The organism is Streptomyces sp. NPDC053665 (assembly GCF_055585285.1).
On record NZ_JBVJKK010000002.1, the window covers coordinates 541069 to 553813 of the forward strand.

At 70.8% G+C, this 12745-nt stretch carries 11 protein-coding genes; 8 read left to right on the top strand and 3 right to left on the bottom strand.

All coding sequences use genetic code 11. The features are described from left to right. Positions 1-41 precede the first annotated feature (41 nt). Positions 42-461 (bottom strand): organic hydroperoxide resistance protein, encoded by a 420-nt coding sequence (locus ACZ6ZN_RS10015; protein ID WP_398111396.1) that lies wholly within the window; start codon positions 459-461, stop codon positions 42-44. 96 nt (positions 462-557) lie between these two features. Further along, the gene (locus ACZ6ZN_RS10020; protein ID WP_451876547.1) at positions 558-1580 is read right to left on the bottom strand and encodes an NADP-dependent oxidoreductase; all 1023 of its coding nucleotides are present in this window, start codon (positions 1578-1580) and stop codon (positions 558-560) included. Between the two features lie 102 nt (positions 1581-1682). On the opposite strand from ACZ6ZN_RS10020, the gene ACZ6ZN_RS10025 reads away from it, so the two are divergent. Continuing rightward, positions 1683-2132: a MarR family winged helix-turn-helix transcriptional regulator gene (locus tag ACZ6ZN_RS10025; protein WP_469644779.1), complete on the top strand. Its 450-nt coding sequence runs from the start codon at positions 1683-1685 to the stop codon at positions 2130-2132. A 681-nt stretch (positions 2133-2813) separates the two neighbouring features. On the opposite strand, the gene ACZ6ZN_RS10030 is transcribed toward ACZ6ZN_RS10025, so the two are convergent. Beyond that, positions 2814-3701: an SCO2400 family protein gene (locus tag ACZ6ZN_RS10030; RefSeq protein WP_469644782.1), complete on the bottom strand. Its 888-nt coding sequence runs from the start codon at positions 3699-3701 to the stop codon at positions 2814-2816. Between the two features lie 247 nt (positions 3702-3948). On the opposite strand from ACZ6ZN_RS10030, the gene ACZ6ZN_RS10035 reads away from it, so the two are divergent. From ACZ6ZN_RS10035 to ACZ6ZN_RS10065, 7 genes are all read left to right on the top strand, one after another. Then, entirely contained in the window at positions 3949-5112 is a 1164-nt protein-coding gene (locus ACZ6ZN_RS10035; RefSeq protein WP_398111400.1) for a mandelate racemase/muconate lactonizing enzyme family protein, read from the top strand. Between the two features lie 64 nt (positions 5113-5176). Next, positions 5177-6181 carry a zinc-dependent alcohol dehydrogenase gene (locus ACZ6ZN_RS10040; RefSeq protein ID WP_451876550.1) on the top strand — a complete coding sequence of 335 codons (1005 nt, stop codon included), beginning with the start codon at positions 5177-5179 and terminating at the stop codon, positions 6179-6181. 224 nt (positions 6182-6405) lie between these two features. Further along, positions 6406-7374 (top strand): glycosyltransferase family protein, encoded by a 969-nt coding sequence (locus tag ACZ6ZN_RS10045; RefSeq protein ID WP_469644785.1) that lies wholly within the window; start codon positions 6406-6408, stop codon positions 7372-7374. Between the two features lie 142 nt (positions 7375-7516). Continuing rightward, positions 7517-8629: a multiple monosaccharide ABC transporter substrate-binding protein gene (gene chvE, locus ACZ6ZN_RS10050; protein WP_451876551.1), complete on the top strand. Its 1113-nt coding sequence runs from the start codon at positions 7517-7519 to the stop codon at positions 8627-8629. Between the two features lie 46 nt (positions 8630-8675). Continuing rightward, positions 8676-10226, top strand: coding sequence for a multiple monosaccharide ABC transporter ATP-binding protein (gene mmsA, locus ACZ6ZN_RS10055; RefSeq protein ID WP_469644788.1), 1551 nt, complete (start codon positions 8676-8678; stop codon positions 10224-10226). Beyond that, positions 10223-11464, top strand: a complete 1242-nt coding sequence (gene mmsB, locus ACZ6ZN_RS10060; protein WP_469644791.1) for a multiple monosaccharide ABC transporter permease — start codon at positions 10223-10225, stop codon at positions 11462-11464. Before mmsA ends, mmsB begins: the two co-directional genes overlap by 4 nt. Before the next feature lie 55 nt (positions 11465-11519). After that, the gene (locus tag ACZ6ZN_RS10065) at positions 11520-12668 is read left to right on the top strand and encodes an aldose epimerase family protein (protein ID WP_398111406.1); all 1149 of its coding nucleotides are present in this window, start codon (positions 11520-11522) and stop codon (positions 12666-12668) included. Positions 12669-12745 lie beyond the last annotated feature (77 nt).

The window sequence follows — 12745 nt, forward strand, 5'->3', positions numbered from 1 at the left end:
CACGTCCAAGGGTGCGGCCTCCGGCTGTGCAACGACCGTTCTCACACGAGCGTCACGGTGATGTTCCCGCGGGTCGCCTTCGAGTAGGGGCACACCTCGTGCGCCTTCTCGATCAGCGCCCGCGCGGTGCCCCGGTCGGCCTTGGGGATGTCGGCCGAGATCTCGACGATGATCCCGAACCCGTCCCCGTTCCTGCCCAGGCCGACCTTCGCGGTCACCGTCGCACCGGTGAGGTCGGCGCCCTCCTGGCGGGCGACCACACCGAGCGCGCCCTGGAAGCAGGCGCTGTAGCCGGCGGCGAACAGCTGCTCCGGGTTGGTCCCGGTGCCGCTGCCGCCCATCTCCTTCGGCGGGTTGACGACGACGTCGAGCTTGCCGTCGTCGGTGGCCACCCGGCCGTCGCGCCCGTTCTCGGCGGTGGCGACGGCGGTGTAGAGGACGTCGGACTGCTGGATCGGCATGCGGTTGTGTTCCTTCGGTGGTCCGCCGCGGCTCGCGCCCGGGCCGGGACGGATTCGGAAACAAGTTACCGCATGCCGGAATCCAGTCGGAAGACGTCAGAGCTTGACGATCATCTTCCCGGTGTTCTCGCCGCGCAGCACGCCCAGGAACGCGTCGAGGTTGTTCTCGATGCCCTCGACGACGGTCTCCCGGTACTTCAGCTCGCCGGAGGCGACCCAGGGGGCGACCTCCTGCACGAACTGCGGCTGGAGGTCGTAGTGGTCCCCGACCAGGAAGCCCTCGATGCGGCCGCGGGTCTGGATGAGGCGCGCGAGGTTGCGCGGGCCCGGGGCGGGCTCGGTGTTGTTGTAGACGGAGATCATGCCGCAGACGGCGATCCGGCCGCCCTGGTTGAGCGAGCCGATCGCCGCCTCCAGGTGGTCGCCGCCGACGTTGTCGAAGTAGACGTCGATCCCGTCGGGGGCGGCGGCGCGCAGCTGCTCGCTCACCGGCCCGTCCTTGTAGTTGAAGGCGGCATCGAAGCCGTACTCCTCGACCAGGAGCTTCACCTTCTCGGCGGACCCGGCGGAGCCGATGACCCGCGAGGCGCCCTTCAGCTTCGCGATCTGCCCGACCTGGCCGCCCACGGCACCGGCGGCGCCCGAGACGAAGACGGCGTCGCCCTCCTTGAAGGCGGCCGTGCGCAGCAGGCCCGCGTAGGCGGTGAGACCGGTCATGCCCAGCACGCCCAGGTACGTCGAGAGCGGGGCGGCGTCGGCGTCCACCTTCACGGCGTTCTTGCCGGCGACGACGGCGTACTCGCGCCAGCCGAAGAAGTGCAGCACGTGGTCGCCGACGGACAGGCCCTCGGCGTTGGAGGCCACGACCTCGCCGACGGCGCCGCCCTGCATGACCTTGCCGAGCTCGAACGGGGCGACGTACGACTTCGCCGCGCTCATCCGGCCGCGCATGTACGGGTCCACGGAGAGGTACGTGTTCCGGACGAGGACCTCGCCCTCACCGGGCTGCGGTACCTCCGCCTCGACCAGGGCGAAGTCCTCCGGCTTCGGCCAGCCGACGGGCCGGCTCAGCAGGTGCCACTCGCGGCTGACGGACGGGAGGGTGGGGGTGTCGGTCATGGTGCGCCAGTCCTCACATGCGGGAAGCGAACATTTCAGTACCTGAAACAACCATGCTCCTGAATATTTCAGGTTGTCAAACAACCGGGTACCCTGATCGGCATGGCCTCCCCCACATCGACCACCAGGAATCCGGCCGGCCGGCCCGACCCGCTGACCCTCGAGGTCGTCGAGCTGATCGGTGAGGTGGTGGCGCGCTTCCACGAGGACTACGAGTCCGCGGCGGCGGAGCATGCCCTGACGGGCGCGCAGGCGAGGCTGCTGAGCCTGCTGTGCCTGGAGCCGCTGCCGATGCGGCGGCTGGCGCAGCGGCTGAAGTGCGAGCCGTCCAACGTCACCGGCATCGTGGACCGGCTCGAGGCGCGCGGCCTCGTGGAGCGGCAGCCGGCCCCGGCGGACCGCCGGGTGAAGGTCGCCGCCGCGACGCCGGAGGGCCGGCGGGTGGCGAGGAGCCTGCGCGAGTCCCTGCGGTTCGCCCGCGAGCCCCTGGCGGGACTCTCCGAGGACGAGCGGGTGGCATTGCGGAACGCGCTGCGGGTGATGCTGGGCTGAACCCGGGGCGGCCCGAGTGCGCCCCGGGGCGGGCCTGCGCGCCCTGGCGGCTTGAGGGGCTCGGCGCGTGACGGGTGGCGGCTCCCCGAGGGCTCGGCGCTTGGCCGGCTGAGGCTCCAGCGGGGCTCGGCCGAGCCGGCCAGTGGGCGCGGACGGGTTCGGGCGGTCGGGGTCCACCGGCCGGTGAACGGCTCGGGCGATCCGGGTCCGCCGGACGGCCGATCGGCTGGGCGAGGGGGCCTGCGGCGGCCTGGGGCTCGGGCCGAGCGCGCTTCGGTCAGTCGACAGGCTCCCTGGGGGACCGGTCGGGGGCGGCCGAAGGGCTCGGGCGAGCTGGCTCTAGGCCGCGAAGGGCTCGGGCTGGGCGCGCTGCCGCCAGGCGACCGGCTCGCTAGGGGACCGGCCGAAGGGCTCGGGCTGAGCACCCTCCGGGCAGCCGACAGGCTCCCTGGGGACCGGCCGGGGGCGGCGGAAGGGCTCGGACGAGGCGAACCGGGTCGCGAGGGGCTCGGGCCGAGCACCCTCCGGGCAGCCGACAGGCTCCCTGGGGGACCGGTCGGGGGCGGCTGAAAGGCTCGGGCGAGGCTGGCCGGGCCGCGTGGGGTTCGGCTGGGCGCGCTCTCGCCGGGCGACCGGCTGTCTAGGAGGCCCGGATGAGGCTGGCGCTGTGAGCGGTGGGATCTACGTGCACCACCACAGGAACCGCTTGCACGGCTCCGACGGGGAGGGTTCCGGTTGTTCGGGGGCCTTGGTGGTCGGGCCGGACGACGGGGTCGGCGCCGGGGCGGGCGGGGCCGCCGTCGCACCGGACTCGGGGCGGCTGGGGGCGGTTCCCGCCGGGCCCGCCTGGGTCTCCTTCGACGGCTCTCCGCTCGGGGACTTCGACGCCTTGTCCTCGGCGGACGCCGAAGGTGACGCGGAGCCGGACGGGTCCGCCGAGGCGGAGGCCGACGCCTTCGCGGATCCGGCCGCGGTGTCCGGACGGCCCGGTCTCGCCTCCTCCCCGGCTTCCGCCGACGCGCCGCCGTCCGCCGACGCCCCGCCGGCGGTCGCCGGTCTCGGCGTCGAGTCCTGGGCGTCCATGCCGAGTTCGGCGAGGCTCAGCCCGCCCGCCGCGAGCACGAAGCCCGCGACGACGAACAGGGTCCGGCGCCGCCGTCGCCGGTGCGCGGCGGCCTTCCGGTCCCGGCGGCTGGCACCGCCCGGGCCGTCCGCGTCGGGCCCGGCTCCGCGTCCGCGCCGCCGGGCGGCCCGGCCGGAAGGGGTGCGGGCGCCCTCGTCGTCACGATCGCCGTCGCCGTCGCCGGCCTCGCCGTCGTGGTCGTCGTCGTGGTCGTCGTCGTGCTCGTCGGCCCGGCCGTCGTCGCGGGCGGGGAGGGCGGGGTCGTCTGCCGCCTCGATCTCCGTCAAGCGGCCTTGCGCGCCCGCGCCCGCGCCCTGGGCCGGGGCGAGGGCGTACGCCGCGGCGGGCTGCGCAGCGGAGCGCCGGAGCGCTCGGGCCGGGGCGCCGCACCCCGGGCAGGCCAGCGCGCCGTTGAGGTGCCGTCGGCACGGGTCGCAGTAGTCCATGACGCCGGAAGATTAAGTTCCGCGCGGGTCCCGTTCCTAGATCCAGCTGTGAAGGTTCTGTACGGACACCCCCTGCCCCGGGTTTCGAAACTGCCGAAACCGTTATGTGCGCGACCCATTGACACCCCTGCCACGCCGTCCTTACTGTCACGCCAGCATTTCGAACGCGTGCCGAAATATCGAACAACTCGGCACCCGGGCGAAACTGACGGAAACTGAGCCGACGAAGCAGCGAGGGACAACCGCCGTGCGCATCACCGGAATCAGCACACACGTGGTCGGGACGCCGTGGCGCAACCTGACCTACGTCCAGGTGCACACCGACGAGGGGCTCACCGGAGTCGGCGAGACCCGGATGCTGGGACACACCGACGCCCTCCTCGGCTATCTGAGGGAGGCGGAGGCCAACCACATCCTGGGCTCCGACCCCTTCGCGGTCGAGGACCTCGTCAAGCGCATGAAGTACGGCGACTACGGCCGTGCGGGCGAGATCGTGATGTCCGGCATCGCGGTGATCGAGATGGCCTGCTGGGACATCAAGGGCAAGGCGCTGGGCGTCCCCGTCTGGCAGCTGCTGGGCGGCAAGGTCACCGACAAGGTCAAGGCGTACGCCAACGGCTGGTACACCACCGAGCGGACCCCGGAGGCCTACCACAAGGCCGCCCAGGGCGTCATGGAGCGCGGCTACCGGGCGCTCAAGATCGACCCCTTCGGCACCGGCCACTTCGAGCTGGACCACAAGGAGACGCTGTACGCCGTCTCGCTGATCGAGGCCGTGCGGGACGCCATCGGCCCCGAGGCCGAGCTGATGCTGGAGATGCACGGCCGCTTCTCCCCCGCCACGGCCGTGCGCCTGGCCAGGGAGCTGGCGCCGTTCAACCCGGCGTGGCTGGAGGAGCCGGTGCCGCCGGAGAACCTCAAGGCGCTGGAGAAGGTGGCCGCCAAGGTCGACATGCCGGTCGCCACCGGCGAGCGCATCCACGACCGGATCGAGTTCCGGGAGCTGTTCGAGAGCCAGGCCGTCGACATCATCCAGCCGGACGTCGGCCACATCGGTGGAATCTGGGAGACCCGGAAGCTGGCCGCGACGGCGGAGACCCACTACATGCTGGTGGCCCCGCACAACGTGGGCGGCCCGGTGCTGACCGCCGCCTCCCTCCAGGTCGGGTTCACCTCCCCGAACTTCAAGATCCTGGAGCACTTCAACGACTTCGCCGACGCGGAGATCAAGAAGGTGGTCAAGGGCGCCCCGCAGGTGGACCCGGAGGACGGCTGCTTCCACCTCTCCCACGCCCCGGGCCTGGGCGTGGAACTGGACGTGGACGCCGCCGCGGAGTTCCCGCAGCAGCAGGCGCGCTTCGACCTCTGGGCGGAAGGCTGGGAGCAGCGCAAGCCCAAGGGCACCCAGTGACCGTCGCCCGGCCCGCGGCGGTCCACAGCCGGCCCCCGACCCCCTCGACGACCGGAGGAGCCAGGTGAGCACCGAGGTAGTGATCGACGCCCCGGGCGAGCACCGCCTCGCCCCGCACGAGCCGCGGCGGCCCGCGGCCGGCGAGGCCCTGGTGCGCGTCCACGCCTCGGGGATCTGCGGCAGTGACCGCGAGGTCTACCAGGGCAACCGCCCCGAGGGCTATGTGCGCTATCCGCTGACCCCGGGCCACGAGTGGTCCGGGACGGTGGAGGCCGTGGGCGCGGGCGTCCCCGCCTCCCTCGTCGGCCGCAAGGTCGTCGGGGAGGGGTTCCGCAACTGCCAGGTCTGCGACCGCTGCCACGCCGGGGAGACGACGCTCTGCTCGGCCGGCTACGAGGAGACCGGGTTCACGCAGCCGGGCGCGATGGCGGCCACCCTGACCCTCCCGGCCCGTCTGCTGCACGTCCTGCCGGACGACTGCGACCTCACGGCCGCGGCCCTGCTGGAGCCGGCGGCGTGCATCGCGGCGGCCGCGCTCAAGGCGAACGCGCGGCCCGGCGAGCGCGTGGCGGTGGTCGGCACCGGCACGCTCGGCATGTTCGCGGTGCAGTTCCTCAGGGCGGCCTCACCCGGGGAGCTGCTGGTCGTCGGCACCCGCCGGGACCGGGAGGCGCTGTCGCGGCGGTACGGGGCGACGGACTTCCGCACCAAGGACGAGGACCTGCCGGGCGACGTCGACGTGGTGATCGAGACGGCCGGGTCCGCGGACGCCGCCCGGATCTCCGCCGGTCTGCTGCGGCGCGGCGGGCGGCTGGTCCTGACCGGCATCCCGGCGTCCGGGGCCGAGGGGCTCGACCCGACCGACCTCGTCGTGCGGCAGCTGGAGGTGCACACCGTCTTCGGTGCGCCGCCGGACGCCTGGGCGCACACGGTGCGGGTGTTCGCCGCGGGGCTGCTCGACCCGCTGCCGCTGGTGACGCACGAGTTGCCGCTCGCCGAGTTCCCGCAGGCCATCGAACTGGTCGGGGCCGGCGACCCGAAGGTGGGCAAGGTGCTGCTCCGCCCGTAGCCGTACGCCGGTACGGGGGCGACCTGACCGTCTCCGTACCGGCGTGCACCGGCCGCGCGGCCGGGCCCCGCCCCGGCCCTCCCGGGCGGCACCGCAGCCGGAGCCGGTGCACCGCATCCGGTGCCTGTGCGCCGCATCGGTGCCTCTGCGCCACATCCGGCGCCGGTGCGCCGTACCCAGAGCCGCGAACCTCGTCCGACATATCGAACAAGAAGGACTTTCCTGTGATCGACGCTTCCGCCCCGGCCGTCCGCAGCCCCGGTGAGCCGGCGCTCACCGCGCTGGGCCTGAACGCGCCCGCCCCCGACCCCTCCGACGCCTCACCGCACGCCTTCCCCGGCGGCGGCCGGTGGCGCACCGAGATCCCCTCGTGCGAGGGCCCGGAGGCGCTGGCGGTGGTGCTGAAGGAGGCCTCCCGGCTGGACGTGCCGATCCACCGGATCAGCCAGGGCAGCGGCGTGTGGATGCTGACCGACGCCGAGATCACCGAGATGGTCGAGGCCACGGCCGAACGCGACATCGAGCTCTGCCTGTTCACCGGCCCGCGCGGCACCTGGGACATCGGCGGGTCCACGCGCACCGACTCGCGCGGCGCCGGGCTGCGCGCCCGCGGCCACGACGCCGTCGCCGGCTGCGTCGAGGACGCGGTGCGGGCCACGGAGCTGGGCGTGAAGTGCCTGCTCGTCGCCGACGAGGGCGTGCTGTGGACGCTGCACCGGGCGCGGGCCGCGGGAATCATCCCGGCCGACACGACCCTGAAGGTGAGCGCGCTGATCGGCCCCGTCAACCCGGCCGCGTACGCGGTCTACGAGCGGCTCGGGGCCGACTCGGTCAACGTGCCCAGCGACCTGACGCTCGCTCACCTCACGGAGATCCGGCGGGTGTCGGGCGCCCCCATGGACATGTACATCGAGGCCCCCGACGACCTCGGCGGCTACGTCCGCATGTACGAGGTGGCCGAACTCATCAGGCGGGGCGCCCCCTTGTACCTGAAGTTCGGGCTGTCCAAGGCCCCCGGGATCTACCCGTACGGGCACCACGTGCGGGAGCTGACGCTGGCCACGGCCAAGGAACGCGTGCGGCGCGGCCGGCTCGCCCTGGACCTTCTGGCCCGGCACGGCGCCGGCCGGGACATGGCGCCGCTCGGCTCCCGACTGCCCGGCGCACTGCAACGGTTCGAAATCTCGTCATAACGTTCCGGAAACTCACCTTACAAAAGACGACACAGCCGACCACAATCCCACACAAGTTTTCTCGGTCTTTCCGGCACGACCCCTCCGGAGCGACTTCGCGCCTCCCGGACCGAGCCCTGCACACAGATCAAGGATGATGATCATGCGTAACCGCAGAGCCGCTCTCGCCGCCATGGCCACCGCCGCGTCCCTCGCCCTGACCCTGTCCGCCTGCGGTCAGGACAGCGAGGGCGGCAGCAAGCAGGGCGAAGGGGACGCCAAGGGCGCCACCATCGGCATCGCGATGCCGACCAAGTCCTCCGAGCGCTGGATCGCCGACGGCAACAACGTCGTCAAGGACCTCGAGTCCAAGGGCTACAAGACCAAGCTGGTCTTCGGCGAGGACGACCCCGACCAGCAGGTCTCCCAGGTCGAGAACCTGATCACGCAGGGCGTCAAGGCGCTGATCGTCGCGGCCATCGACAACAAGTCGATGAACAACGTCCTCCAGCAGGCCAAGGACGCGAACATCCCGGTCATCTCCTACGACCGCCTGATCCTCGGCACGCAGAACGTCGACTACTACGCCTCGTTCGACAACGAGAAGGTCGGCGAGCTCCAGGGCAACTACATCGTCGAGAAGCTCGGCCTGAAGGACGGCAGCGAGAAGGGCCCGTTCAACATCGAGCTCTTCGCCGGCTCGAACGACGACAACAACACGCGCTACTTCTTCGGCGGCGCGATGAAGGTCCTCCAGCCCTACATCGACAAGAAGCAGCTCGTCGTCCGTTCCGGCCAGACCAAGCTCAACCAGGTCACCACCCTGCGCTGGGACGGCGGCACCGCCCAGAAGCGCATGGACGACATCCTCACCTCGGCCTACAAGAGCGAGCGCGTCGACGCGGTCCTGTCCCCCTACGACGGCATCTCCATCGGCATCCTGTCGGCCCTGAAGTCGGACGACTACGGCTCCAAGAGCAAGCCACTGCCGGTCGTCACGGGCCAGGACGCCGAGGTCGCCTCCGTGAAGTCGATCATCGCGGGACAGCAGTCGATGACCGTCTACAAGGACACCCGCGAGCTCGCCAAGGTGTCCTCGAACATGGTCGACGCGCTGCTCAACGACAAGAAGCCCGAGGTCAACGACACCAAGACCTACGACAACGGTGCCAAGGTCGTCCCGGCCTACCTGCTGGAGCCGGTCGCCGTCGACAAGGGCAACTACCAGAAGGAGGTCGTCGACTCCGGCTACATCAAGGAGAGCGACCTCAAGTAGTCCCCGCCACCCACCGACGATTCACCACTGATTGGAAGGCACGACCATGGCGGGACCCGTCCTGGAAATGCGCTCGATCGTCAAGACCTTTCCCGGCGTCAAGGCGCTGTCGGACGTCACGCTGACCGTCCGGCAGGGCGAGGTCCACGCCATCTGCGGGGAGAACGGCGCCGGCAAGTCGACCCTGATGAAGGTCCTGTCCGGCGTCCACCCGCACGGGACCTACGAGGGCGACATCCTCTTCGAGGAAGAGGTCTGCCGGTTCAAGGACATCCGGGCCAGCGAGGAACGCGGCATCGTGATCATCCACCAGGAACTGGCCCTGGTGCCCTACCTCTCCCTCGCGGAGAACATCTTCCTCGGCAACGAGCACGCCACCCGCGGGATCATCAGCTGGACCGAGACCCTGCGGCACGCCACCGAACTGCTGCGCAGGGTGGGCCTGTCGGACCACCCGGACACCCGGGTCGCCGACATCGGCGTGGGCAAGCAGCAGCTCGTGGAGATCGCCAAGGCCCTGTCGAAGAAGGTGAAGCTGCTCATCCTCGACGAGCCGACCGCGGCCCTGAACGACGAGGACAGCGGCAAACTCCTGGACCTCATCCTGGAGTTGAAGAAGCAGGGCATCACCTCGATCATCATCTCCCACAAGCTCAACGAGATCCGCAAGGTCGCCGACTCGGTGACGATCCTGCGCGACGGCCGGACCATCGAGACCCTCGACGTGAAGGCGCCGGAGACCACCGAGGACCGCATCATCAGCGGGATGGTCGGCCGCGACCTGGAGAACCGCTTCCCGGAGCGGTCGCCGCACGAGCCCGAGGAGGGCGCGGCCCCGGCCCTGGAGATCCGGGGCTGGACCGTCCACCACCCGATCGACCAGCAGCGCAAGGTGTGCGACGACGTGTCGCTGCACGTGCGGCGCGGGGAGATCGTCGGCATCGCGGGCCTGATGGGCGCCGGCCGCACCGAGCTCGCTATGAGCGTCTTCGGGCGGACCTACGGCCGGTACGCGGCCGGCACGGTCCTCAAGGACGGCACGGAGATCCGCACGAAGACCGTCCCGGAGGCGGTCAGGCACGGCATCGCGTACGTCACCGAGGACCGCAAGCACTACGGCCTCAACCTCATCGACACCATCAACCGGAACATCTCGCTGAGCGCCCTGGGCAAGGTCGCCAAGCGGGGTGTGGTCGACGAGCACGAGGAGCGGCAGGTCGCCGAGGGCTTCCGCACGTCCATGAACATCAAGGCGCCGACGGTGTTCGAGCCGGTGGGCAAGCTGTCCGGCGGCAACCAGCAGAAGGTCGTCCTCAGCAAGTGGATCTTCTCGGGTCCGGACGTGCTGATCCTGGACGAGCCGACGCGGGGCATCGACGTCGGCGCCAAGTACGAGATCTACACGGTCATCGACCAGCTGGCCGCCCAGGGCAAGGCGGTCGTCTTCATCTCCTCCGAGCTGCCCGAACTGCTCGGCATGTGCGACCGCATCTACACGATGGCCGCGGGGCGGCTGACGGGTGAGTTCTCGCGGGCCGAGGCCTCCCAGGAATCGCTGATGCGTCAGATGACGAAGGACAAAGAGGTATCCCGATGAGCACGGACGTGACCGCCAAGAGCCCGGCCCCCGCGCCGCCGGGCCGCGAAGGGGCCGCGGGCGACGGCCTGGTGCAGCTGGTGATGGAGGGCATGCGCCGCAACATGCGGCAGTACGGCATGCTGATCGCGCTGGGCCTGATCGTGGTCCTGTTCGCCGTCTGGACCGACGGTGACCTGCTGCTCCCGCGCAACGTCTCCAACCTGGTGCTGCAGAACAGCTACATCCTGATCCTGGCCATCGGCATGATGCTGGTCATCATCGCGGGCCACATCGACCTGTCCGTCGGCTCGCTGACGGCGTTCGTCGGCTCGATGGCCGCCGTCTTCATGGTCAAACAGGACCTGCCGTGGCCGCTCGCCGTGGTGCTGTGCCTGGCCGTGGGCGCGGTGGCGGGCGCCGTGCAGGGCTTCTTCATCGCCTACGGCGGCATACCGTCGTTCATCGTGACCCTGGCGGGCATGCTGATCTTCCGCGGTCTGACGGAGATCTTCCTGGAGGGCCAGACGCTCGGCCCGTTCCCGGACGGCCTGCAGAAGGTCGCCAACGGCTTCCTGCCCGAGGTCGGCCCGGACACCAACTACCACAACCTGACCCTGCTGCTGGGCCTCGCGATGATCGCCTTCGTGGTCTTCCAGGAGGTCCGCGACCGCAGGCGGCAGCAGGAGTTCGCACTGGACGTCCCGCCGGCCAAGCTGTTCCTGCTGAAGCTGGTCGCGATCGGCGCCGCCATCCTCACCCTGACCATGCTGCTGGCCAGCTACAAGGGCGCCCCGATCGTGCTGCTGATCCTCGGGGTGCTGCTCGTCGGCTTCGGCTACGTCATGCGCAACGCGATCATCGGCCGCCACATCTACGCCATCGGCGGCAACCTCCCCGCGGCCAAGCTGTCGGGTGTGAAGGACAAGAAGGTCACCTTCCTGGTCTTCCTGAACATGGGCATGCTCGCGGCCCTGGCGGGTCTGGTCTTCGCCGCCCGCTTCAACGCGGCCTCTCCCAAGGCCGGCCTCAACTTCGAGCTGGAGGCGATCGCCGCCTCGTTCATCGGCGGCGCGTCGATGAGCGGCGGTGTCGGCACCGTCCTCGGCGCGATCATCGGAGGCCTGGTCCTGGGCGTGCTGAACAACGGCATGAACCTCGTCGGCATCGGCACCGACTGGCAGCAGGTCATCAAGGGCCTGGTGCTCCTCGCCGCGGTCGGGTTCGACGTGTGGAACAAGCGCAAGGTCGGTTCGTAGGTCAGATCGGGGCCCCGCCGCACGGCGGGGCCCCCTCCTCATACGGGAGCCGCACATGGAACTGAACAGACGCACGGTCATCGCGGGAGCCGCGGCGGCGGGCATCGCCGCCACCACACTGGGCGGCACGGCGCACGCCACGGGAGGCAGGAAGCCGGTGAAGACGCTCTTCGGCAAGCTCGCCGACGGCACGAAGGTCCACCTCTGGTCGCTGGAGAACGGCGGCACCCGCCTGAAGGTCCTCTCCTACGGCGGCATCGTCCAGTCCCTGGAGATCCCCGACCGCCGCGGCCGCTACGCCAACGTCAGCGCCGGCTTCGACAACCTCGAGGACTACGTCGCCGAGAGCCCCTACTTCGGCGCCCTCATCGGCCGGTACGGCAACCGCATCGGCAAGGGCCGTTTCACGCTCGACGGCAAGGACTACCAGCTGTCCGTCAACGACGGCGAGCAGAGCCTGCACGGCGGCGCCCAGGGCTTCGACAAGCGGGTGTGGGACGTCGAGCCGTTCACCGCGGGCTCCGACGTCGGCCTGCACCTGTACTACACGTCCGTCGACGGGGAGATGGGCTACCCGGGCACGCTCAAGGCCAAGGTGACCTACACCCTCACCCGGGGCGGCGACTGGCGCATCGACTACGAGGCCACCACCGACAAGGCCACGGTCGTCAACCTGACCAGCCACGTCTACTGGAACCTGGCCGGCGCCGGCAGCGGCACCATCGAGGACCACGAGCTGCGCATCGCCGCCTCCCGCTACACGCCCACCGACGCGGGACTGATCCCCACCGGCGAGCTGGCCAGGGTCGCGGGCACGCCCTTCGACTTTCGCACGGCCAAGCCGATCGGCCGGGACATCCGCACGGCGCACCCCCAGCTGATCACCGCCAAGGGCTTCGACCACAACTGGGTCCTCGACAAGGGCATCACCGCCCGGCCCGAGCACGTGGCCACCCTGCGCGACCCGTCCTCGGGGCGCACCCTGAGGATCGCCACGAACGAGCCGGGGCTGCAGTTCTACTCGGGCAACTTCCTCGACGGCACGCTGACCGGCCCGACCGGCCGCACCTACCGGCAGGGCGACGCGCTCTGCCTGGAGACGCAGCACTTCCCGGACTCGCCGAACAAGCCGGAGTTCCCCTCCACGGTGCTGCGCCCCGGCCGGACCTACCGCACGTCGACGGTCCACACCTTCGGCCGGTGAGGGGGCGGGAACCTACCGGAGCCGCCGGGGGGGCCGGTGGTCTTCACGACAGCGGCACGAATCCCGACCGGTTCCCC